Raw genomic sequence first — 23592 nt, 5'->3', positions numbered from 1 at the left:
TGTTATCCGCGTGACGATTTCAGCGCGCCGCCATCCAGACCACGGTCAGCGATCTCACCCCTTGCGCGCCCTGTATGAGCACGCCCTCGATATCGGCCGTCGCGGAGGGCCCCGTCACCAGCGCCGCGTAGCGCGCGCCCCGAAAATCGTCGCGCCGGTAGGCATCCTGAAGACCCGCCACAAGTTCGCCGGGATCGAGCAGCACGTAGAGATGCTGCACGAGATAGCCCAGCGCATTCACCACGTACTCGCGCTCGGAAAGCCACACCGAGCCCGTCTCGGCCACGCCGAAGCGCGCCCGCACGACGCCCACCTCCACGTCTTCGAGCGACACGGGCGGCGTGGCCGCGTCGAGCGCACGCGTGCCCTGCACCTCGGGCGCCGCCGACGCGATCGAGACCTGCGCGCCGAAGCGCTCGCGTATCAGCGCGAGCACGGCCTCGCCCGAATCGGCGAGCCCCTCTTTCCCGCCCATCAGCGCAAGCGCGGCGCCAAAGCGCGCACGCAAGTCGCCGGGCGGCGTGTCGAACAGGGGCACCTCGGGCAGCGCCTCGGCTGCGGGCTGCGCGGCACGCACGCGTGCGAGAAACGCTTCACGACTCGCCATCGCCGCCTCCCTTGCTGCCTTTGCCACCTTTGCCGGCTTTACGGTTCTTGCGGTACCACGCATGAAAGGTCGTGGACGGCACGGGCGGCAGCGTACGCTGCCGCCCCCAGATATTGAGCGGGTTGTAGAGCACGAAATTGGGCAGGCGCCGCAGCGCGCCGTCGAGCGATGCCACGGCCGCCCGATACATCTTCGGACTCCCGAGCAGCCGCCCCGCCATCTTGAGCACCTCCTGCTTCACGAACGGCACTTCGTGCTGCGCGGCGATCACCTCGCGCCACTGATAGATCTGCTCGTGAATGTTGATCTTCACGGGGCACACGTTCGTGCAGCTGCCGTTGAGCGTGGACGCGAACGGCAAGGCGCTGAAGCGCTTCAAGTCGAAGGTCGGGTTCATGATGGCGCCGATCGGCCCCGCATAGGTGCTGCCGTACGAGAGGCCGCCGCTGCGCCGGTAGACCGGGCAGGTATTCATGCACGCGCCGCAGCGGATGCACTTGAGCGAGTACCAGAAGTCCGGCATCGCGAGCCGCGCGCTGCGGCCGTTGTCGACGAGGATGAAGTGCATCTCGGCGCCCTCGCGCGGGGCGCGGAAATGCGAGGTGTATTGCGTGATCGGCGAGCCCAGCGCGCTGCGCGAGAGCATGCGGATGAACACGCCCAGATCGGAGATGCGCGGAATCAGCTTCTCGATGCCCATCGAGACGATGTGCACGGGCGGCACGTTGGCCGAGAGATCCGCGTTGCCTTCATTGGTGCAGACCACCACCGTGCCGGTCTCGGCCACCGCGAAGTTGCAACCCGTCATGCCCGCCGTCTTCTCGCGCACGAACCACGGGCGCGTATTCATGCGCTGGCGCTCGGCGAGATAGTGGATGTCGTTGTTGGACGGGTCAGTGCCTATCGTGCGGCCGAACACTTCGGCCACGTCGTCGCGCAGCTTGTGCACCGCGGGCACGACGATATGGCTCGGCGGCTGCCGGTCGAGTTGCTGGATGCGCTCGCCGAGGTCGGTTTCCATCACCGCGATGCCGTGCTGCTCGAGGTATGCGCGCATCTCGCACTCGTCGGTGAGCATCGACTTGCTCTTCACGAGCGCCGTGATGCCGCGCTCGCTCAGGATGCGCGCGACCGTCTCGTTGTGCTCGCCCGCCGTATCGGCCCAGTGCACCTGCACGCCGTTCGCCTCGGCGGCGCGCGAGAACTGGTCGAGATACTCGGACAGATGCGAGAGCGTGTGCGCCTTGATGGCCGACGCGAGCTCGCGCAGCGTCTCCCATTCGGCAATCGCATGCACCTGCGCATCGCGCTTCATGCGCAGGTCCCAGAGCCGTTTGTCGTGGAAATCGACATGCTCGGGATGCGAAAGAAAAGCGCCCGCGAGCTTTGCATGCTCGACCCGCTTCGGGCGATCGTCGGGTGACTTTGGCGTACTCATTCTCGCGCTCCGTTGAGCACCTGGGCAATATGGATGAAGCGCACATCGGACTGCATGCGCTCCGCGCAGCCCTGCTGATGCATGAGGCACGACATGTCGCCCGAGACGATGTATTGCGCGCCTGCGCTGACATGGTCGACGACTTTGTCCTGCCCCATGCGCACGGAAACCGCTTCTTCGGTCACCGCGAACGTGCCGCCGAAGCCGCAGCATTCGTCGGGGCGCTTGGGCTGCACGAATTCGATGCCCTTCACGCCTTGCAGCAACGCGAGTGGCTTCGAAAAGGGCTTGCCTGGCACCTCGGAAATCGAGGCCTCATGGAGATGGCGCAGCGCGCTGCAGCTGTTGTGCAGGCCCACGCGCCAGGGAAACTCGGCCCATGGAAATTCGCGCACGCGCAGCACGTCGTGCAGGAACTCCACGAGCTCGAAGGTATGGGCGCGCACGTGGCGGACGGCTTCGGTCTGCTCGATGGCGGTGAAATGGTCGCGCACGTGGTTCACGCAGCTTGCCGAGGGGCCGACGATAAAGTCGTAGCCTTCGAAGGCGCGCGCGAATACCCGCTCCGCGCCGGCTGCTTCGGCCCGTGCGCCGCTGTTGGCCATGGGCTGGCCGCAGCAGGTCTGATCGAGCGGATAGTCGACCTCGCAGCCGAGGCGCTCAAGCAATTCGAGCGTGGCGATCCCGACCTCGGGATAGAACGCGTCGATGAAGCACGGAACAAAAAGGGCGACTTTCATGCCAGGGCTCGCGCGAGAAAGTGGACCGGAACATTCTAGCGCTGATTGGCGCGGCAAGCGCGCCAGGTGGGATGGGGCGCCCTTGCTGCTTCACGCGGGCCGGGTCTGCTGATTTACTGCGCTGCAGCGAGGTGGTCGTGCCGACGTTTGCTCAATGTCCGGTGGCGGGCGCGCCCCCTCCCCCCGTTAAAGCGTCTTTGAGATGTGCTTTTTTGTGGTTCTCAGGGCCGTTGGCCTTAACTTGTTTTCGCGGCGGGCCGCAGGCGTTGCCCCTGTGCGGGGCGGCACCTACTTTTCTTTGCCGCGGCAAAGAAAAGTAGGCAAAAGAAAGCCGCTCACACCGCCAGTGTGACGCAGTCCACCACTCGCCTTATATCGGAGCGGCTCCGGAGCGTCTGTCACCACTCGCCGTCAACCGGAGTGACTAAGGACTCATCCATCCGGCGGCGCTGCGCGCGCCGTGGGGCATAGCCAAAACCAGTGGAATTTACACGTTTTCGTAGGACTCCATCGTATTCGATCGGCGCTCGCCCACGCATTCGCCAGCCAGCAAGCCTGTGCATTCACTAGTCAGCACCCCAACGCATTTACCGGCAGAACCCCAACGCGTCTACCGATCAGCACTCCCGCGCATTTACCGGCCCGCACCTTCGCGCACTTACCGGGCGGCACCCCAGCGCATTCGCCTGCCCGCCCGGTTTTCCTTGCATACCCATCCGCCCGCGCTTAGCGCGCGGCGGGAAGGATGAGCCCCTTGTCACTAACGCGGAATGTGCGAGGTGACGGATGCCCCGGAGCCACTCCGCTATACAGGGCATTGGGGGACGGCGTCACACTGGCGGTGTGAGCCGCTTTCTTTTGCCTACTTTTCTTTGCGGCTGCAAAGAAAAGTAGGTGCCGCCCCGCACAGGGGCAACGCCCGCGGGCCGCCGCGAAACCAAGTTAAGGCCAACACGCGAAGCGCTCCACCAAAACCCCCGAATCACAACTTCAAAACACTCACTCAAAAGTTATGCCGAATGCCGGCGACAATCGCCAACTGCTTATCCGTATCCGAGTTCACAAGATTAGGAATCTGCGCGAGGTTCTGCGTGCCACCGCCGGCGGCATCGACCCCAAGCCCGGCGCCCGACGACTTCTGCCCGATCGCAACGGCATACAACGCCGTCCGCTTAGAGAGGTTATACACAGCCCCCAGGTTGATCTGATGGATACGCGTAGACGAGCCCTGATCGGGACGCGCGTCATTAAAGATATACGCAAAGCCAAATTGCAACGCCGGCGAGAACTGCCAAGTCGTATTGAGCTCGGCAATATCGAACGAGATATCCGCACCCTGCGGCTGCGCCGTGCTCGCAAAATACAGACTCTGCGAAAGCCGCGTATGCGTATAGCTCAACGCAATCGTCACCGTGTCGATCGCATACGAACCGCCCGCGCCGTAGATGTCGATCTTCTGCGCATTCTGTAGTTCGCAATACGAAGCATCTGCGTTGCTGCAGCTGAAATCGCCGATATAGCCGCTCTCCCCGCCCAGCGCCGCCTGAAGCGGATTGCGCAGTTGCAGATAACCCGCCGAGAGCGAAAGCGGCCCATGCGTGTAATTCGCCGCGAGCGACCAGCCGCGATTCTCCGAGAAGTTGCCCGCCACGCCGCCAAGGCTGAACAGGCCACCCACCGTGAGGCCGCCAAAGCTCGGGCTCACGTACTTGATCGAATTGTTGAAGTTGAACGCTTCGTTGAGGTTGTCGACGTCGCCGAAGTGCGAGCCGTAGAGCGTCGCCCAGTTGTTGCTCGACGCATAAGCGCCCATGTTGTCGGAGAACGGGTCGTACTGGCGGCCGAGCGTGAGCGTGCCGTAGTTCGCGTTCGCCACGCCCACCCACGCGTTGCGGTTGAAGAGCGTACCGCCCTGCAGCAGCGCGCCATTCTGCGTAAAGATGCTGTTCTCCAGCGTGAAGTTCACCGTGGTGCCCCCGCCGATGTCCTCGCTGCCGGTCAGGCCCCAGCGCGAAGGCACGAGATTGCCGCCGCCCAGTTGCCAGTTCGAATGCCCATCGGTGCGGCCGTCCGCCTGCGTGGTCTGCTGGTTCGTCGAATAGACGAGGCCGGCGTCCACCGTGCCGAAGAGCGTGACCGAGGACTGGGCGTACGCCCCTTGCGCGAAGGTGGCGAGGGCGCACGAAGCCAGCGCCAGCGCCGTGCGCGTGACGAGTGTGTTTGCCATGTCGATGTCTTTTGTCTAGAAGTGAGCGATCGCGCACGCGATGTGACCCGGCGCGGCCTGGCGTGGCCGGGTCAATACGGGCGAGCGCGACCAGGCCGCGGCGCGCGGCTCGAATGCGCGCACCGCGTGCGGTTTGACTGCCTGGGAAATGCGTGGGGACTGCCTGGAGAACTGCGCCTGGAGTACGGCGGCCCGGCTAACGCAGCGCGAGATGCCGGGCCTGCTCCGCCCGGCTGCGCCGCGCGTTACTGGCCGAAGCGCTTGTAGACGTCGGGCCGGTGGCGCCGGAACATGAAGCCCAATGCGATGCCGACGAGCGCGACGGCGAGCACGATCCACGGGAACGCGCGCACGATCGGGCTATCGGAGCCGGAGAGCGCGTCCAGGTTGCCGATCAGCACGAAGCCGATCCACAAGAGGCCCAGCCCGCCCAGCACCGGTGCGACGAGCGCGTGCCAGACCCGCGTGTCCTTTTTCGTGGCACGGAAGTAAGCGGCCACCGAGAAGCTCGTCACGGCCTGCAGCATCACGATGCCGATGGTGCCGAGCGCCGACGTGCAACTGAACACGATGTTGAACGGGTCGGCGCCCGCGAGCGCGAAGAGCCCCACCGGCACCGCCACCGTGAGCGTCTGCAGATAGCTCGCGAGATACGGCGAACCGTACTTCACATGCAGACGGTCGAGCTTCGCGGGCAGGATGCCTTCGACCGAGAGCGCGTGAATGTAGCGCACGATCGTGTTGTGAAACGAGAGCAGGCTCGCGAAAATGCTGGAGAGGAGCAGGAAGCTCATCGTCGTGGTCATGGCGCCGCCCAGGTACTTCGTCGACTGGATGAACCAGAAGTCGCCCGGCTGCTTGGTGGCCACCTCGGCCACGTCCTTCAGGCCATAGGCGCAGACGATGGCCCACGTGACGAACGCGAAGAACACGAGGATCAGCGTGACCGACACATAGGTCGCGCGCGGCACCGTGACCTTCGGATTGCGGCACTCCTTGCCGTAGATCGCCGTGGCTTCGAAGCCGATGAACGACGCGAGCGCGAACATCACGGCAATGCCCATGTGGCCGCTGAACACGTGCTTCGGTGCGAACGGCGCGAGCGTGAGGCCGTCCGGGCCGCCGTGATGAATCACGATGGCGATCGAGAGCACGAGCAGGATGCCCATCTCGAGGCTCATCAGCACGCCGAGCAGGCGGCTGTTCAGGTCGATGCCGCGCAGACCCGTCACCTGCACGATGGCGATGCATGCGAGCGCATACACGTACCACGGCATCGTGCTATGCAAGAGCGGCCCGAGCACGACGGTGCAGAAGAAACCGAACAGGCCATACAGCGCGATCTGGATGCAGGTGTACGAGAGCAGCGCGACGAGCGCGCCCGCCATGCCAAGCGGCCGGCCGAAGCCCGCCGTGATGTACGCGTAGAACGCGCCGGCGCGCACGATATGCCGGCTCATCGAAGCGAAGCCGACGCTGAACACGAGCAGCACGACGCCCGCGATCACGAAGGCGCCTGGAATGCCGGCGCCGTTGCCGAGGCTGATGGCGGGCGGCACCGCGCCAAGCATGCCGGTGAGCGGCGCGGCCGCGGAGATCACGAGAAACACGATCTGCCACAGGCCGAGCAGGCTGCGCTGCGGCACGGCGGCATCGTCTGCCTCGACGCCGCCGACGAGTCCGGCTGGCGCGACGGGTATTTGCGATTCGTTCATCGTTGCCTCTGCTGGTATCTATTGGGGTCGCGCCATGCGACACGATGAAGGACCGCGTGCCCCTGGCGCTCTTGGTAACGAATCTCGCGCACTCGATTGCGAGACTCGACAGGAGCGCATGGTAGGCAGCTAAAAATTATGGCGACCTGGCTGACCGCGCCAAATTCTCGATAAATTGCGCCAACGTCCCTGCGGGTTTTTACTTAACGCCTTGGTGGCCGGGGGTAGCACGAAAAATCGATTCGGATGGCGAATAAATTGATGGAGACTTTCTTCAGCCTACATGCTTTCTACACGCTATCAAAATACTTACATCCACAAGCTAACTGGACGGCGTCTATCCCGACCGGGTCTATCCCGACCGGCCCCAATTACGCGTCGCACGCCACAGCACGGTGGCATCCGCGTAGCCCACCGCGCGCGCGACGGCCGCGTTGGTCATGCCCTCCTGCTCGCGCAACACCGCCACGCTGCGCTGGCGTTCCTCGCGAATAATCTCGCGCACCGACGTCCCCGCCTCGGTCAGATGGCGTTGCAGCGAGCGGTTCGACAGCCCGAGATCGCGCGCGATATCGGCCACCACGAGCTTTTCGCGCGCGAGCCGGCGCGTCACCAGATCGCGCACCTGATCGACGAGATCGTAGGGCATCGCATCGCGCGAAATGAGGTCGGTGGCGTGGCGTTCCATCATGCGCGCGAGCTGCGTGTCGGCGCTCTTGAGGGGCGCGTCGAGATCGTGCGGATGGATCACCACGCCGCTCGCCGGCTGCTGGAAGCGCACCGGCACGCGGAATATCCGCAAATAGGGCTTGAGATCCGCGGGTGCCGCGTGCTCGAAATGGATCTCGACCGGCGTCCACGTCGCGCCGCGCACGAGGCGAATCATGTGGCACATCGCGCTCACGCTGTATTCGGCGTCCTGCCGGCGTGGCCAGATGTCCGCATGCGCGATGCGATAGCTCCACATCGGCCACGCGTTATCGCGCACCAGATCGACGAGCGTGCCGCTCTGCCATGAGACGAGCGCGTCCGTGAATTTGCGGATTGCCGAGCCCAGCGTGGGCGACGACATGAACACGAGCCCCGCGGGCCCGAGCTCCGTGAGCTGCAATTCGTTGCCGAGGCGCAGGCCCAGCCACGGCTCGTCGAGCGCCTGCGCCGCGCGCTCGAAGGCGCCCACGTAGCGCCCGAGCGGCAGGATTTCATAAGGATCCGAAAGTTGTCTGCGGGTCAGGCCAAACTCGGCCAGCAACGCATCGCAGTCCGCGCCGGCTGCATCGAGCGCGCGCACGATCGGGCCCATCACCGCGCCGCGAATCATCGGAAAACCGTTGCTGACAGGCACTTTTTTCATGTCTCGCTCCATTCTCCGGCGGCGCGCAATTGCGTTCGCACCCAGATTCATTCGCTCTGTCTCTGGCGCACTCTATCGTCCCTTTGGCGCATTTTGCAAGCGCGAAAAAAATATGGCGTTTCTACGATGACGTCACGACATCGCCATTGCGGCCACGCGCTGTGCCCCTAAAAACGAGGCCGGCCTGCCGCCCTGCATGCGCTGTTGCGGTCCAACGTCATCCTTACGAAACGCTTATGAACACGAATCCGAACTCGCATCCGCTCGATCCGCTGAGCCTCACCGAAATGCAGCTCGCCTGTGACATCGCGAAGGCCGCCGAACAGCTCGACGAACACGCGCGCTTTCCCGTCACCGAGTTGCACGAGCCGCCCAAGGCCGAAGTCGTCGCGTACCAACCCGGCGACTACTATTCGCGCCGCGCCTTCACGATCGTCATCGATCGCACGCGCAACCAGACGCTCGAACTGGTCGTCGATCTGCGCGAAAAGAAAGTGGAATCGCGCAAGGCGCTCGCGCTGCACAGCGCGCCGTTCGGCCAGCCGCCCGTGATGATCGAGGACTTCATGAACGCCGAGCGCATCGTGAAGGCCGATCCCGCGTGGCGCGAGGCCGTCAAGAAGCGCGGCCTCAGCGAAGACGATCTCGAGCGCGTGCAGGTCGACCCGTTCTCGGCGGGCGCGTTCGACCGTCCCAACGAAGGCGGCCGCCGCCTCGTGCGCTGCGTGAGCTACTACCGCGAGAACCTGACCGACAACGGCTACGCGCATCCGATCGAAGGCGTGGTGGCCGTGGTGGATCTGCTCGAGCACAAGGTGATCGAGCTCGTGGACGACGGCCGCATCATTCCGATTCCGCGCGCCAAGCATAACTACGACACGCCGAGCATCGGCAAGCCGCGCGACACGGTCAAGCCGCTGTCCATCAGCCAGCCCGAAGGGCCGAGCTTCACGATCGATGGCTGGCAGGTTGCCTGGCAGAACTGGACATTCCGCGTGGGCTTCACGCCGCGCGAAGGCCTCGTGCTGCACCAGATCACGTGGGACGACGGCAAGAGCGCGCCGCGCCCCATCGTCTACCGCGCGAGCGTGACGGAGATGTGCGTGCCCTACTCCGACCCCACCACGAATCACTACTGGAAGAGCGCGTTCGACGCGGGCGAGTATGGTCTCGGCAAGCTTGCGAACCAGCTCGAGCTCGGCTGCGATTGTCTCGGCACGATCCGCTATTTCGATATCCCGTCCGCCGACGATTTCGGTAACGGCTTCACGATGAAGAACGCGGTGTGCCTGCACGAAGAAGACTACGGCACGCTCTGGAAGCACTATGAATTCCGCACCGGCGTGTTCGAGATGCGCCGCTCGCGCCGTCTCGTGATCTCGTTCTTCGCGACGGTGGGCAACTACGACTACGGCTTCTACTGGTACTTCTATCAGGACGGCACGATCCAGCTCGAGTGCAAGCTCACGGGCATCGTCCAGACCTCGGCGGTCGCCGATGGCGACGCCTACCCGTGGGGCGGCATGGTCACCGAAAATCTCGGCGGCCCGACGCACCAGCACTTCTTCAATGCGCGCCTGCACATGATGGTGGACGGCGAGAAGAACTCCGTGACCGAGCACGAGTTCGTGCCGCGTCCGATGGGCGCGGAGAATCCGTACGGCAACGTCTTCGACACCACGAAGCGCGTGCTCAAGACCGAGCAGGAAGCGGCGCGCAACGCGAACGGCCAGACCGGCCGCTTCTGGAAGGTCGTGAATCCGAACGTGAAGAACCGCGTGGGCGCGAATCCCGGCTACAAGCTCATCATCAACGACTCGCCGCTGATGCTCGCCGATCCGCATTCGAAGGTGCGCCAGCGCGGCGGCTTCGCGACGCGCCACGTGTGGGTCACGCCTTACGACACGACGCAGCGCTACGCGAGCGGCGATTATCCGAACCAGCACGCGGGCGGCGACGGCCTGCCGCGCTATATCGAGGCGAACCGCAACGTCGAGAACGAGGACATCGTGCTGTGGCACAGCTTCGGGCACACGCATGTGTGCAAGCCCGAGGACTTCCCGGTAATGCCCGTGGAGTACGCCGGCTTCATGCTCAAGCCGAACAACTTCTTCTACGGCAATCCGGCGATGGACCTCCCGGGCGGGCGCGATCCGCACAGCGTGCAGGACGGTGCGCCCGATGCAGGCACGGCGCCTTCGTGCTGCCACGGCAAGCAGTAAGCCCGCGATGATGCCCCGCGCGCGCCTTGCCATGATGCCCAAAGCCCGCAATACCCTTGCCGCCGCCTGCGTCTGGTGTGCGGTGACCGGCGCCGCCGCGGCGCTCGCGGCGGGCGTCATGCTGGGTGCGATGCGGATCGACGCGACGACCGCCGCATTCGCGGGAAGCGCGGTTGCGCTTGCTGCGATGGCGTTGCTGCCTGCGGCGCTCGCGCGCCGCTTCGTCTCGCGGGCCACCGTGCCGGTGGCCGCCTCGCTCATCCTCACCATGGCGGCGATGACGGCAGCCGCGGCACAGGCACGCGTGGGATCGACAACCGGCGCCATGCCGGCCGTGCTCGCGTTGGCAGGTCTCGCCCTGCTCGCAACGGTCAGGCCGTACCTGAACGCTCCGCGTACGGAGTCTTCAGTGCCACCCCGGCAGATCGGCAGGACTCCGATTCAACGCACGCGTCAAGGTTTCATTGGCGCGCTGCCCGCCAGCGTCTCCCTGCTCGCACCCGCGATGCTCGCGGGGCTTTCGAGCGGCGTGCTCGCGCGCTTCCAGTTTTTCGCCGTGTGCGGCGCTGGGCCTTTCTCGTTCGCGCAGCTGGCCGTGTCGCTCTGCGCGGTGGTTGGCTTCGGCCTGCTTGCGGAACGCATCGATCATCGTTACGCATTGCTTGCGCTCTTCGCGCTGCGCGGCGCGTTGCTTGCCGCGCTCACCCTCGATGCGCTCGCGCCCTGGGTGGTATTCGCCGCGCCCGCGTTTGCCGTGCTCGACGCGCTCACGCTGCCCACGCTTTTGCGCATCGGCCGCGCGACGCAAGCCGGCTGTCCCGGCGTCGCGCACCACATGGGCATGCTTGCGGGCGCCGCGCTGGCCACGACGTCGTGGGGCTTCGGCCAGGGCTTCCCTGCGCTCTTTTTCGCGGGCGCTGCGCTTAACTTCATGTGTGCATGCGCACTCGCAGCACGCCGCTCAAAGCACACGCCCATACAGCATCAACCGCATTCCACGCAGTACTACGCATCCCGCTACACATCCCGTCCCGCATCGCCCGCCCTCGCATCGGGCGGCGGGATCGACATTCGCTGACACCCACGCACAGGACCGAACCGAGGAAACGACATGGACCGCCAGGACTTTACGCACACGATCCGCACGCAGATGTTCGTCGACGGCCGCTTTTGCGCCAGCGGCAACGGCCGCACCTTCGCCGTATTCAACCCCGCCACGGGCACCGAGATCGCCCAGGTGCCGGACGCCGGCGACGCCGACATCGACGCAGCCGTCACCGCCGCGCGCCGCGCCTTCGAGGCCGACACGTGGCGCCGCATGCCGCCCGCCGAGCGCGAGCGCCTGCTCCTGAAACTCGCCGATCTCGTCGAGCGCAACGGCGACGAGCTCGCCGCGCTCGAAACCCTCAATCAGGGCAAGCTGCTCGGCTTCTCGAAGATGCTCGAAGTGGGCGGCAGCGTGCAATGGCTGCGCTATATGGCGGGCTGGGCCACCAAGATCGAAGGCAGCACGCTCGACCTCTCGCTCGCCTTCCCGCCCGGCGTGCGCTACAACGCCTCCACGCGGCGCGTGCCCGCGGGCGTGGTCGCCGCCATCGTGCCGTGGAATTTTCCGCTGCTGATGGCGGTGTGGAAGATCGCGCCCGCGCTCGCCTGCGGCTGCACCGTCGTGCTCAAGCCCGCCGAGGAAACGCCGCTCACCGCCATTCGCCTGGCCGAGCTCGCGCACGAAGCGGGCTTTCCGCCGGGCGTGTTCAACGTCGTCACCGGCCAGGGCGAAACCGCTGGCGCAGCGCTCGTGCGTCATGCGGGCGTGGACAAAGTCACCTTCACCGGCTCCACCGAAGTGGGCCGCATCATCGGCAAGCAGTGCGCGAACGATCTCAAGCGCGTCTCGCTCGAGCTGGGCGGCAAGAGCCCCGTGATCGTGCTCGACGACTGCGACCCGCAACGCGCCATCGAAGGCGCGGCGGGCGCGATTTTCTTCAACCACGGCCAGGTCTGCACTGCCGGATCGCGTCTCTATGTGCCGCGCGCGCGCTTTGACGAGATCGTCGAAGGCATCGCCCAGGTCGCGCGCAACACCGTGCTCGGCTCCGGCTTCGACGCGGCCACGCAGATGGGTCCGCTCGTCTCCGCGCGCCATCGCGCCAAGGTGGCCGGCATGATCGCGCAAGGCCGCGCGGAAGGTGGCGAGATCGTGGCGGGCGGCGGCGACGGCAACCGCGCGGGCTACTTCGTCGAGCCCACCGTGATCGCGAATGCCGAGAACAAACCGCTCACCGTGGTGCGCGAAGAAGTCTTCGGCCCGGTGCTCGTGGTGATGCCCTATGACGACGTCGATGAGGCCATTGCCGCCGCGAACGCGTCCGAGTACGGCCTTGGCGCGAGCGTATGGACCAACCAGCTCGACCGCGCACTGCGCGTGGTGGACGCCGTGCAGGTCGGCACGGTCTGGGTCAACACGCACAACATGGTGGACCCCGCGCTGCCGTTCGGCGGCTTCAAAGCCTCGGGCATCGGCCGCGAGCACGGCCGCGCCATTATCGATGCGTACACCGAGACGAAGTCGGTCTGCATCGCGTACTGACATTGTTAATCGAAATGGAATAATGAAACCAGGCGCCAGGCAATGATCGGGCGCCCGAATTCCTTCATGATCGACTCCGTTCCCGCTTCACCCAATGCCCGACCCCGAACGAAAGGAGCTCGATCATGAACACCGCTACCCACCACGCAGAACACAACGCAGCAAACAGCACGGCAAACGCCGCGCGCGGCGTCGCCATCGTCACGGGCGCCTCGCGCGGCATCGGCGCCGCCGTGGCGCTGAGGCTCGCGCGCGACGGCCACCCTGTCGCCGTCAACTACGCCGCGAGCGCGCGCGAGGCCGAAGCGCTCGTCGCGCAGATCGTCGCCGCGGGTGGCCGCGCGATCGCCGTGAAGGCCAACATCGCCAAAGCCGACGAGGTGCGCCACCTGTTCGAGACCACGGCGGCTCAGCTCGGCCAGCCCGCCGTGCTCGTCAACAATGCCGGCGTCATGAAGGTGACGACGATCGCCGAATCGACCGATGCGCTCTACGACGAGATGTTCGACATCAACGTGCGCGGCACGCTCAATACGATGCGCGAGGCCGCGGCAAAGCTCGCCAATGGCGGGCGCGTCATCAACTTCTCGACCACGGCGCTCGCGCTGAACCTGCCTGGCTACGGCCTGTACAACGCCACCAAGAACGCGGTCGAGGCGCTCACGCGCGTCTTCGCGAAGGAATTGCGCGGACGCGGCATCACGGTCAACGCCGTCGCGCCAGGGCCGGTGGCCACGGCCCTCTTCCTCGAAGGCAAAACCGAAGAACAGATCCGCCATTTCGCGAGCATGCCGCCGCTCGAGCGGCTCGGCGAGCCCGACGACATCGCCGCAGTGGTCTCGTTCCTCGCGGGCCCGGATAGCGGCTGGGTGGACGGCCAGACCCTGCGCGCCAACGGCGGCCTCGCCTGAAGCCGGCGGCACGCTTGTGGCGCGGGCCGCATGCGTGCCGTGTGCGCCTTGTGCGAGCGGCACCTCGCGGGCGCGCCAGCCGGCACACGCCGCGGTGCTAAACTCCGGGGTCGAAAGCGGGACGCAATGGCAGGCAACGCCTCACCATGCGGCATCGCCTTTCATTGCGCCTACAACGACTCCACACCATGTATCTCTCGATTCTCGCCGTCGGCATTGGCGGCGCACTCGGCTCGCTGCTGCGCTGGGTGCTTGGCCTGCGCCTGAACGCCATCTTCCCCACTCTGCCGCTCGGCACGCTCGCGTCCAACATCATCGCGGGCTACATCATCGGCGTGGCGCTCGCCGCGTTCGCGCGACTGCCCGACGTCTCGCCGCAGTGGCGACTGTTCGTCATCACCGGCTGCATGGGCGGGCTCTCCACGTTCTCGACCTTCTCCGCCGAAGTCGTCGCGCATCTGCAGAACGGCCGCTTCGGCTGGGCCGCGGGCGAGATTGCCATTCACGTGTGCTCGTCCTTGCTGATGACGATACTCGGCATCGCGACGGTCGCCGCCGTGATGCGCTGAAGCCGCACCGCATGGTGCAAGCGCACAAGAGAAAGGCCGCGGCGCTTCGCGCACGCGGCCTTTGTTTTTGACGGATCGGCCCGGTTTCAGGGCATCGTGGCGCTTGCAGCGATCATGCGTGCGGACGGCGATAGCCGCCGACCAATCCGTTCTTCGTCAGCACGTATTGCCACAACTGGATGTCGCGCGCGCGGAACGCGCCGGCGCATGACAGCAGATAGTAGCGCCACATGCGGTAGAAACGGTGACCCATCTCGGCCTCGAAACGCGGCCACGCGGCCTCGAAGTTCGCGTGCCACGCCATCAGCGTGCGGTCGTAGTCAGCGCCGAAGTTGTGCAGGTCCTCGACGACGAAAAGCCCGCCCGAAGCGTCCGCGATCTGGCCGATGGTAGGCAGCTCGCCGTTGGGGAAGATGTACTTGTCGACCCACGGGTCGGGCGTCGTGTCGCGGCGGTTCTTGCCGATCGTGTGCAGCACGAAGATGCCTTCGTCGGCGAGGCAGCGATGCGCCACTTCCATATAGGTGCGGTAGTTCTTGGGCCCGACGTGCTCGAACATGCCCACGCTCGCGATGCGGTCGAACTGCTCGTCGAGCAGGCGATAGTCCTGGAGACGGAACTCCACGGGCAGGCCTTCGCAACGCCCGGCGCCCAACGCGGCCTGCTCCTTCGAGATCGTGACGCCCACGCAGGACACGCCGTAATGTTGCGCGGCGAACTTCATGAGACTGCCCCAGCCGCAGCCGATATCGAGCAGACGCATGCCAGGCTTCAGGCCAAGCTTCTTGCAGATCAGGTCGAGCTTGGCTTCCTGCGCTTCGTCCAGCGTCTTCGCGCCGCCCGACCAGTAGCCACAGGTGTAGGTCATGCGCTTGTCGAGCATGGCCTCGTAGAAAGCGTTGCCGATATCGTAGTGCTGCTGCCCTACCTTCCACGCGCGGCGCATGGTCTGGCGGTTCATGAGGCGCGCCTTGAGCGCGTGAAAGACGAGCCGGGCGGGATCGATCTGCTCGTCCAGATGCGCACGCAACACATGGGCGAAGAATTCGTCGAGCTGCTCGCAGTCCCACTGGTCGTCCATATAGGCCTCGCCGAGACCCAGATTACCCAGTGCGACTACGCGCTCCAGCGCCTGCGAATCGTGTATGCGCATGTCCCACGGCCGGGTGCCGTTGAGCTTCACATCGGCACGCTCTAGTAGCTGTGTTACGAACCGCCACGCTCCTGAACCGGTGGCTTCGCGGGCGGGTTGGGTTGCTTCGAGATGAGGCGTTGCCATAGGTGCTCCGTGTCGGCCGGAGTGAGTGCTTCGGCACTGATTCCGGCCCCATGCATCGCGGTCGATCGGAGCTGGCGCTTTGGCGCTCGACCGGAGATGGGATGCTTCAACTGTCGACCGCGGTGCGTGCCTCGGCACTGACTCCGGTCCCATGCAAAGCGTTGCCTCCAGTCTCGTGCAGAGCTCCTTACCCCGGTCCGATGCAAGAGGTTGCTATCAAGACATTCGTCGTCGCGCTCGCTGCGAGAAACCTTATGATGCACCCACTTCAAAAAATCTGCAGGAAGCCCGACAGCCGCCCCGGCGTGGGCGATAATCGGCGTTGCGCACCGCAACACAAGACGCGCGGGCCGCGCAGGCTGGGCCGCAAGGGTTGGGCGCGCCGTGCGGGGCGGCGCCTGTTTTATCCGCGTGGCGAGCAAACGCCGCGCCCGAGACACTACCGAGGAACCCATGGCTTACGACGACAACAACATCTTCGCGAAACTGCTGCGCGGCGAGATCCCCTCCATCAAGCTGTGCGAGAACGACGCGGCGGTGGCGATCATGGACGTGATGCCGCAATCCGTAGGCCACGTGCTGGTGCTGCCGAAGGAGCCGGCCGAAGAGATTTACGAGCTCTCGCCCGAAGCGGTGTCCGCTGCGATGGCGATGGTGCAGAAAGTGGCCGCGGCCGTGCGCAAGGCGCTCGCACCCGACGGCCTGATGATCGCGCAATTCAACGGCGCAGCGGCGGGCCAGACCGTGCCGCACGTGCATTTCCACCTCATCCCGCGCCGCAAGGGCGAAGAGCTGCGCATGCACGCGCGCGACATGGCCGACAAGGCCGAGCTCGAAGCGACCGCGCAGCGCATCCGCGCGGCGCTGTAAGCCGCGCGGCAAGTCACGGCTCGGGGCACGCACGTGGCGACGCATTTGCCCCGCGTGGCGCGCGCGGCCCGAACGCGCGCGCCGTCCGCTCAGAACTTGTGACGGATGCCGACCACGGCAAGCGCCTGCGTATCCGTGCCCGAATTCACGCCGAAGTCGCCGATCGACGCCTGCGCATCCACGGCAGCGCCCTTCGCATTGAGCGTGTGGCCGCTGGCCTGCTGCCAGCCGGCCAGCGCATAAAGCTCCGTGCGCTTCGAGAGCGCGTAGTCGCCGCCCACGTCTACCTGGTTGTAGTGCGCCGAGGCAGGCCCCGTGAGCGACGTGTAGTTGTAGCCCACGCCCGCACGCAACGCGGAGGTGACCTGATAGTTCACGAAGGCCGAGCCGTTGTTGAACTTCGCGGTCTGATGGAAGGTTGAAAAGCTATCGCTGCCGTACTGCGTGTTCGAGTACGCGAGACCGAAGCTCAGCGCGCCAATCGCATAGCTGCCGCCGGCGCGCACGATCTGAATGGAATTCGCGCTTGCGAAGCCCTGGTTGATCACCGTGTTGAAGAGGCTGTCCGAGCTGCTCGTCCAGGTGCGCACGCCGTTCGTCACCGTATTGCCGCCGTTGGCGAAGAAATAGCCCGCCGCGAGCGCGAGCGGGCCGTTCGCATACGCCGCGCCGAAGCTGTAGGTCTGTCCGCTGCCGCTCGCGCCTGCCACGCCGCCGAGACCGTAGAGCGCCTCGAACTGCAGGCCCGCGAAGACCGGGCTCGTGTACTTGACCGAGTTGCTTACGCGCAGGCTGTTGTCGTAGTTGTCGAGGTCGCCGGGCGTGCCGAATATGCCGCCGAACGGACCATCTTGCGTGAGCGGCTGCACGAGATCGACGAGCGGATCGTACTGACGGCCCAGCGTGAGCGTGCCCCACGTGTTGCTCGCGAGCCCCACGATCGCCTTGCGTCCGAACTCTCGCTGGCCCTGCCCCGCTACGCCCGTCCCCACGTTGAAGCCGTTTTCGAGCTGGAAGATGGCCGCGAGACCGCTGCCGAGATCCTCGGTGCCGCGCAGGCCCCAGCGGCTGCCCGAGAGGTTAGAGGTGGCCTCGTTCGTTCGGACAGGATCAGCAAGTTTTTAAGTGGAATTGCTGAGGCAATCAAGCTGCCGATTTTATCGCTGGCAGCGTGGCGAAGTATGCTTCATCCGGTGTCTGATCGGCCAGCCTGGAATGAGGCCGATTCTGGTTATACCAGTTCAGGTAGTTGCCGATTGAGCGGCGGGCGTGGCTGACCGAGTCGTAGGCTTTCAGATAGACCTCTTCATATTTGACGCTGCGCCACACCCGTTCAACAAACACGTTGTCACGCCATGCGCCCTTGCCATCCATGGACAGAAGAACGTTCCGGCTGAGCACCGCGTCGGTGAATTCGGTTGCGGTGAACTGGCTGCCTTGATCCGTGTTGACGATCTCAGGCAGGCCGTATTTCGCAAACGCTTCCTCCAGCGCCTCGACGGCATGGCAGCTCTCCAGCGTGATCGCCACCCGGTGTGCCAGCACCCGACGGCTCGCCCAGTCCACCACGGCCGTCAGATATACGAAGCCGCGCGCCATCGGGATATAGCTCGTATCGAGCGCCCAGACCTGATTGGCCCGGTCGATCTTCCGGTGGCGCAGCAGGTACGGCCAGATCCTGTGGGCTGCATGCTTGCGGCTCGTGTTTGGCTTGCGATACAACGCCTCGACGCCCATGCGCTTCATCAAGGTGCTGACGTGTCTGCGCCCGACCTTGATGCCTTCGCGACGCAGCAGCCGTACCAGCATTCGTGCCCCTGCAAATGGATGCTCGAGGTGAAGCTCGTCAATCCGGCGCATCAATTTCAGATCCGCTTCGCTGACCCCGCGCGATTGGTAATAGGCACTCGACCGGCTGATGCCTACCAGCTTGGCCTGCTGTGTCACCGGCAGAGCGTGATCACGATCGATCATCGCCTTACGCCCAGCAGTCCCGCCTTGCTGAGCGCGCTTTCTAAAAATCATTCTCCAACGTCAATTGCCCGATCTTCGCGTGCAGCACCTTCACGTCGACTGGCGGCGCCGACGGCGCCGCGCTGCCCACTTCGAACACATCGGCAACCCGCTCCTGCAGTTGCTTCTTCCAGTCCGTGATCTGGTTCGGATGGACATCAAATTGCTGGGCCAACTCTGCCAGCGTCTTGTCGCCCTTGAGCGCCGCCAGGGCCACCTTTGCCTTGAACGCCGGTGAGTGAGTCCGTCGGTTTCGTTTCGTCATCTTCTGGTTCCTTGTTGCCGACCATTATGGCCGACTCACGCCCCAGCTTTTCCACTCAACGAACTGTCTGAATTCTCGAAGCCACCTCTGTTGCCGCTGCTGAACTTCACGAGCGTGCTCTGGTTCTGGCCGTTTGCGCCCTGCGCGTTGTGAACCACGGCGATGCCGGCATCGACGATGCCGTAGAGCGTCACGCTGCCCTGTGCGTGGGCGGTGGCTGACGCCGTTGCGAGGAGGATGCTGGCGATGGCGAAAGCGCTGGCGCGAGGAGAGAGGCGTTTCATGTGCGGGTTCCGTAGCGTTTGTGTTTTGGGTTATCGGTTGCCGATGTGGGGCTGCCTTGCGATTGCGGCTTGCTGGGAGCCAATCGGCAAGATCAGGCGGCAACGATACGGAACGCCCGCCGAGCGGTGAACGAAGCAATTCTTCGATGCTTTGCAGGGGGCGGATGGGACGGATCCGGGGGTGGATGACCCGGCGCGACGCGCGGTTACGGTGGCCCGGAAGCGCGTGCGGCAGTTGACCACATGGGCGATCTGGAGACGGACTCTTGGCGCCCTCTCCCATACCGTCAAGAGTCTGCTATAATTCGCCTCCCGCCGGAGAGATGGATGAGCGGTTTAAGTCGCACGCCTGGAAAGCGTGTATAGGTTAATAGCCTATCGGGGGTTCGAATCCCCCTCTCTCCGCCAAAGGATATAAAAGGCTTCCCGCAAGGAAGCCTTTTTCATTTGGGCGATTGAATCGCCCGTAGGCGATCCATTCCCGCTTTAACGAGCGTGAGTTCTCTCGGCGTCGAAAAAACAAAGGCCCGGATGGATAGCGAGCCTTCTCAATCGACAATCGCTTCAGCCAACTCGTACAGGCTATTCATGCGCAAGTGCCTCTAAAGCCGCGCGCGCGAGAAACCCACTCCGTGTTTCGTGCCGCTTCTCGACGTAGGAGTCGATCTTGCGCAAAACGAACCGAGGAAGGCTAATGTTGATCCTTTCCGGCTTGTTGTCCAGCCTGCTCAAGTCGACCTCAACCAATGCCCAGATTGCACCCGCGTATTCTGGATTTGCCGCCAGTTCTTCAATGGTCGAACACGCGAAGCCAACGTCTTCACCAAGTTCAACCAACGTAGAAACGTGACCGGCAATCGCTTCTTTGGCGTTTCTAATTGCATCATCGATGGTGTCGCCCCAGGAATGCACACCCGGGATGTCCGGGACAGTCACTCCATAGACGCTCCCATCGTCCTTATGAACTGCGACGGGAAATTCCATGTTGCCCTTCCTTGTAAAGTTGAGCGTTTCCGCTTTTCACGCGTTCCGCGACTAAGGGCCGGCGCGCAGCCAGTCACCTAAGGCCTGCGGCTTTGAGGATGCTCATGACCGTTCCGACAGGAAGATCCTTCTTCGGGTGCGGCACCGTCACGAGGCCTGCCTTTTCGGGGTGCTTAAAGTGATGATGGCTGCCGGTAACCCGTACCTGTTGCCAACCATCTCCCTCCAGCATCCGGATTAGCCTGGATGAGTTCATATTACCGACGCACTCGTGTGTATTTTTACACAAAATCACACGGCCACCAAATTCGATGTGGGTTCGTGTGTACGCACAATACTGAAATACTGTGTTTTTATACAGTATCCAGCGTCGTACAGCGCGTCGAGCCATCACGTTCGGGCTCATCCAGATCAACATGCCGACGTTGTGCCGTTCTCCCAAGTCCGGCCGACGAACACCGGTGCTCCCGAAAATCCCCCCCACCAACCTGCGACCTAAAGCCCCTTTCCCTTTACCTTGATACATCTCAAGCCACATCCCACGCCGCTGCGCTTCAATATCACGACCCACAACTATCGAGAGGGGTCTACATGATGAAGAAACTCATACTCGGAGCTATCCTGACTATCGCGGCGGCGGCAGCGCATGCCGGCGACGCGTTGCAGATCAGCGACCTGGGTGCCACCGTCTATGGGGGCGGCGGCAATGGCTATGTGACCGGCACGGCCACCAACACGACCACAACCAGGATCCAGACCGCCACGATCGCGATCAACCTGCTCGATGCGAGCGGCGCGATCGTTGGCACCACATCGGCGACTGCCACGGGCATCGAGCCGGGACAACAGTGGAAATTCCGCGCGCCAACCACACAACCGTACAACCGCGCTGCGGTCGCCTCCGTCACCGCCTCGTAGCAGTATCGCCTCGCACGTGCGGCGGCCGTTGTCCGTGCCGCCGCTGCACCGCTCAATCTCCCCTCACCCTCACCGATCGGCCACAGTGGCGAAACGCCTGCCATTGACGATACAGACCTGAGCGCACGTTACGCCGCACCTCCCGCCAAGACTGCACCTTTACTAAGGATGCCGAATATAATCCACCAGCGCGACCGAATACTCATCCGGCTTCCGGTCGACCAGGCTAACAACGATCGTCGCCAGAAACCCCGCCGGCACGCCGAACACGCCCGAGCTGATCGGCTCGATGCCAAACCAGCGCGCGCCTGCAAATCCCGTGAGCTGCGTAAAGAACGGATACGTCGATACGATGTAATACACGCACACGCCCAGCCCCGCCACCATCCCCGCCACCGCGCCAAGGCGTGTCGTCCGCTTCCAGAACACGCCCAGCACGAGCACCGGAAACAGACTCGACGCCGCCAGAGAAAACGCCGCGCCCACCAGAAATAAAATATTCCCCGCGTTCAGCGAAGCCACCCACGAAGCAAACAGCGCCACGCCCAGCAGCAGAATCTTCGACATGGTCACGCGCCGCTGGCTCGACGCATTCGGGTCCACCATGTGGTAGTACACGTCGTGCGAGAGCACGTTCGAGATCGTGAGCAGCAGCCCGTCCGCCGTGGAAAGCGCCGCCGCGAGCGCGCCCGAGGCCACGAGCCCCGACATCACATACGGCAGCCCGGCGATCTCGGGCGCCGCGAGCACCACCATGTCGGGCTGCATCTGGATATCGCTCCAGTGCACGATGCCGTCGCTGTTGATATCGGCTACGCCGATCATGGTCGGCTCCATGCGCCGCCACTGCATCACCCAATGCGGCAGATCGGCAAAGTGCTGCCCCACCAGGTGCGAAAGGATCTCGAACTTGATGAGCACCGCGAGCACCGGCACCGTCAAATAGAACAACGCGACAAAGAACAGCGTCCACCCCACCGAGCGCCGCGCCGACGCCACCGTCGTCGTCGTGTTGTAGCGCGTGAGGATATGCGGCAGGCTCGCCGTGCCAAGCGAGAGGCACAGCAGCAGCGAAAGAAAATTGCGCTCGTGGATGCGCCGCGCTTCGTCGTTATCGGCGGGAAACGGTTCGTGCATCGGCACGGGCGGCGCGGCGCGCGCGAGCAGGTCGTCGCGCTGCTGCGTCCATGCCACGCGTGCGGCTTCGGGGTCGCGCGGGAAATGCGCGATCTCGTGCTCGAGCGAATCGATGTCGCGCAGCGGGCCGTTGTGGCGGCGCATGTCCGCGAGCGCCAGGACGAGGCGCGTCTGCTCCTCGATATACGACTGCGGCAGCGCGTCCAGCCGCGCTTGCCAGAGCGCCGCGCGGCGCGCGTACTCGTCGCGCACGTTCGCCTCCGCGCTGGTGTCGCGCACGTCGCGCTCGAGCGTCTCCACGCGCTGCATCACCTTGCCGTAATCGAGCTGCGGCAGCCAGCCGAGGCCATTTCGATGCGCGATCAACGAAACCGGAATCAGCATCGCCGCGATCAGGATGATGTATTGCGCGACCTGGGTCCATGTGACCGCCCGCATCCCGCCCAAAAAAGAGCACACGAGGATGCCGGCCAGCCCGCAAAAGATGCCGATGGCGAAATCCACGCCGATAAAGCGCACCGCGATCAGCCCCACGCCCTGGATCTGCGCGACGAGATAGACGAACGAGCAGATGATCGTCGCCAGCACGGCGAGCGCGCGCACGAGGTTGCTCGAGAAGCGCGTGCCCAGAAAATCCGCGATGGTGTAGCGCGCGAGCTTGCGCACGTAGGGCGCGAGCAGGAACGCGACGAGGCAGTAGCCACCCGTCCAGCCCATCAGATAGGCCAGGCCGTCGTAGCCGCTCGCGTAGAGCGAGCCCGCGAGGCCGATGAACGAGGCCGCCGAGAGCCAGTCGGCGGCCGTCGCCATGCCGTTGAAGAACGAGGGCACGCGGCGTCCCGCGACGTAGTATTCGACGAGGTCCGAGGTGCGCGAGAGCAGCCCGATCACGGCATAGACGGCGATCGGCACGAACAGGAACACGTAGCCGATCCACATGCCGGGGCCGGTGGCGAGCTCGATGCGCCACATCACGAAAACGAAGGCAAGAAAGCCGAGCGTATAGAGCGCGTAGGAGCGGATCAGCCGGTGCGCGAGCTTCATCGTTGCGGTGCCTGGCTGGCGTCGCGAATGGCCGTTTCGGCTTCGCGCGCGGCTTGCAGTTCGCGGTCGGCGCGCTGCATCAGCACGATGTAGACGACCACGAGCCCGATATAGATGAGGATCGCCCCTTGTGCGCCGATATAGAACGGCAGGCTGAAGCCGGCGAAACGCACGCCGTCGAGCGCGCGCGCGAACAGCGGCACGATGAACGAAACGGCGAAGCCAAGGCTCATGAGCACGGCGATCAGCGCGACGTTGAAGCGCCAGTAGCGCCGATGCGCGAGCGCCATCGCCTCGCTCACCGCGGGCGGCTCAGGCAAGGGATTGGGGTTGTTCTGGGGTGTGGGGTGTGGCGCGGCCATGCGCCTGTTTAGCAAAAACGCGCATGGCCGGCAATTGGGAACATCCGGCCTTGCATGGGGCCG

At 64.5% G+C, this 23592-nt stretch carries 19 protein-coding genes, 1 tRNA gene and 2 pseudogenes; 8 read left to right on the top strand and 14 right to left on the bottom strand.

Annotated elements, in window-relative coordinates:
- Positions 1-19: 19 nt before the first annotated feature.
- From E1956_RS08590 to E1956_RS08565, 6 genes are all read right to left on the bottom strand, one after another.
- Positions 20-607 (bottom strand): LutC/YkgG family protein, encoded by a 588-nt coding sequence (locus E1956_RS08590; RefSeq protein WP_134748215.1) that lies wholly within the window; start codon positions 605-607, stop codon positions 20-22.
- Positions 594-2045 (bottom strand): lactate utilization protein B, encoded by a 1452-nt coding sequence (locus E1956_RS08585; protein ID WP_134748214.1) that lies wholly within the window; start codon positions 2043-2045, stop codon positions 594-596. The genes E1956_RS08590 and E1956_RS08585 overlap by 14 nt, the downstream gene beginning before the upstream one ends.
- On the bottom strand, positions 2042-2785 hold the full coding sequence (locus E1956_RS08580; RefSeq protein WP_134748213.1) for a (Fe-S)-binding protein: 744 nt from the start codon (positions 2783-2785) through the stop codon (positions 2042-2044). The genes E1956_RS08585 and E1956_RS08580 overlap by 4 nt, the downstream gene beginning before the upstream one ends.
- Positions 2786-3788: 1003 nt before the next feature.
- Positions 3789-5012: a porin gene (locus E1956_RS08575; protein ID WP_134748212.1), complete on the bottom strand. Its 1224-nt coding sequence runs from the start codon at positions 5010-5012 to the stop codon at positions 3789-3791.
- A gap of 245 nt (positions 5013-5257) precedes the next feature.
- On the bottom strand, positions 5258-6727 hold the full coding sequence (locus tag E1956_RS08570; protein WP_134748211.1) for an APC family permease: 1470 nt from the start codon (positions 6725-6727) through the stop codon (positions 5258-5260).
- A gap of 352 nt (positions 6728-7079) precedes the next feature.
- Positions 7080-8081, bottom strand: coding sequence for an AraC family transcriptional regulator (locus tag E1956_RS08565; protein ID WP_134748210.1), 1002 nt, complete (start codon positions 8079-8081; stop codon positions 7080-7082).
- Between the two features lie 236 nt (positions 8082-8317).
- Between E1956_RS08565 and E1956_RS08560 the strand changes: the two genes are divergently transcribed.
- The 5 genes from E1956_RS08560 (at position 8318) to crcB (ending at position 14373) form a co-directional block, all read left to right on the top strand.
- Positions 8318-10303, top strand: a complete 1986-nt coding sequence (locus E1956_RS08560; protein WP_134748209.1) for a primary-amine oxidase — start codon at positions 8318-8320, stop codon at positions 10301-10303.
- A gap of 31 nt (positions 10304-10334) precedes the next feature.
- Positions 10335-11381: a hypothetical protein gene (locus E1956_RS08555; protein ID WP_134748208.1), complete on the top strand. Its 1047-nt coding sequence runs from the start codon at positions 10335-10337 to the stop codon at positions 11379-11381.
- Positions 11382-11414: 33 nt separating this feature from the next.
- Complete coding sequence (gene styD, locus E1956_RS08550) at positions 11415-12893, top strand: phenylacetaldehyde dehydrogenase StyD (RefSeq protein ID WP_134748207.1); 1479 nt, start codon at positions 11415-11417, stop codon at positions 12891-12893.
- A 125-nt stretch (positions 12894-13018) separates the two neighbouring features.
- Positions 13019-13804, top strand: a complete 786-nt coding sequence (locus tag E1956_RS08545) for an SDR family oxidoreductase (protein ID WP_134748206.1) — start codon at positions 13019-13021, stop codon at positions 13802-13804.
- Between the two features lie 188 nt (positions 13805-13992).
- A complete protein-coding gene (gene crcB, locus E1956_RS08540) occupies positions 13993-14373 on the top strand; it encodes a fluoride efflux transporter CrcB (protein ID WP_134748205.1) in 381 nt (126 codons plus the stop codon).
- Positions 14374-14485: 112 nt separating this feature from the next.
- Here the strand turns inward: crcB and cfa are convergent, their stop codons facing one another.
- Entirely contained in the window at positions 14486-15652 is a 1167-nt protein-coding gene (cfa, locus tag E1956_RS08535) for a cyclopropane fatty acyl phospholipid synthase (protein WP_134748204.1), read from the bottom strand.
- 453 nt (positions 15653-16105) lie between these two features.
- Between cfa and E1956_RS08530 the strand changes: the two genes are divergently transcribed.
- Positions 16106-16522 carry an HIT family protein gene (locus E1956_RS08530; RefSeq protein WP_028223084.1) on the top strand — a complete coding sequence of 139 codons (417 nt, stop codon included), beginning with the start codon at positions 16106-16108 and terminating at the stop codon, positions 16520-16522.
- Positions 16523-16611: 89 nt separating this feature from the next.
- Here the strand turns inward: E1956_RS08530 and E1956_RS08525 are convergent.
- From E1956_RS08525 to E1956_RS08515, 3 genes and pseudogenes are all read right to left on the bottom strand, one after another.
- Positions 16612-17613: pseudogene (locus E1956_RS08525) on the bottom strand (porin); the annotation flags it as partial.
- Between the two features lie 52 nt (positions 17614-17665).
- Positions 17666-18800, bottom strand: a protein-coding gene (locus tag E1956_RS08520; RefSeq protein WP_134746994.1) for an IS3 family transposase whose coding sequence is annotated in 2 segments (ribosomal slippage) — positions 17666-18542 and positions 18541-18800 — 1137 coding nt in all. Because the reading frame shifts where the segments join, the coding sequence is not laid out codon by codon here.
- Between the two features lie 80 nt (positions 18801-18880).
- Positions 18881-19084: pseudogene (locus E1956_RS08515) on the bottom strand (porin); the annotation flags it as partial.
- 317 nt (positions 19085-19401) lie between these two features.
- On the opposite strand from E1956_RS08515, the gene E1956_RS08510 reads away from it, so the two are divergent.
- A tRNA-Ser gene (locus E1956_RS08510) sits at positions 19402-19492 on the top strand.
- A gap of 174 nt (positions 19493-19666) precedes the next feature.
- On the opposite strand, the gene E1956_RS08505 is transcribed toward E1956_RS08510, so the two are convergent.
- Together E1956_RS08505 and E1956_RS08500 are read right to left on the bottom strand one after the other, a co-directional pair.
- A complete protein-coding gene (locus E1956_RS08505; protein ID WP_134748201.1) occupies positions 19667-20068 on the bottom strand; it encodes a type II toxin-antitoxin system HicB family antitoxin in 402 nt (133 codons plus the stop codon).
- A 73-nt stretch (positions 20069-20141) separates the two neighbouring features.
- On the bottom strand, positions 20142-20324 hold the full coding sequence (locus tag E1956_RS08500; protein ID WP_134750460.1) for a type II toxin-antitoxin system HicA family toxin: 183 nt from the start codon (positions 20322-20324) through the stop codon (positions 20142-20144).
- Between the two features lie 335 nt (positions 20325-20659).
- Between E1956_RS08500 and E1956_RS08495 the strand changes: the two genes are divergently transcribed.
- Positions 20660-20986, top strand: a complete 327-nt coding sequence (locus E1956_RS08495) for an FxLYD domain-containing protein (protein ID WP_134748200.1) — start codon at positions 20660-20662, stop codon at positions 20984-20986.
- 162 nt (positions 20987-21148) lie between these two features.
- Here the strand turns inward: E1956_RS08495 and E1956_RS08490 are convergent, their stop codons facing one another.
- Both E1956_RS08490 and E1956_RS08485 read right to left on the bottom strand, forming a co-directional pair.
- On the bottom strand, positions 21149-23167 hold the full coding sequence (locus E1956_RS08490) for a sodium:solute symporter family protein (RefSeq protein ID WP_134748199.1): 2019 nt from the start codon (positions 23165-23167) through the stop codon (positions 21149-21151).
- Positions 23164-23529: a DUF4212 domain-containing protein gene (locus E1956_RS08485; protein ID WP_134748198.1), complete on the bottom strand. Its 366-nt coding sequence runs from the start codon at positions 23527-23529 to the stop codon at positions 23164-23166. Before E1956_RS08485 ends, E1956_RS08490 begins: the two co-directional genes overlap by 4 nt.
- Positions 23530-23592: the final 63 nt, after the last annotated feature.

Origin of the sequence: Paraburkholderia pallida (assembly GCF_004524855.1) — a bacterium.
Classification (GTDB): domain Bacteria; phylum Pseudomonadota; class Gammaproteobacteria; order Burkholderiales; family Burkholderiaceae; genus Paraburkholderia; species Paraburkholderia oxyphila.
Note: the sequence above shows the minus strand (reverse complement) of the source record. Positions and strands in the feature narration are given on the sequence as shown.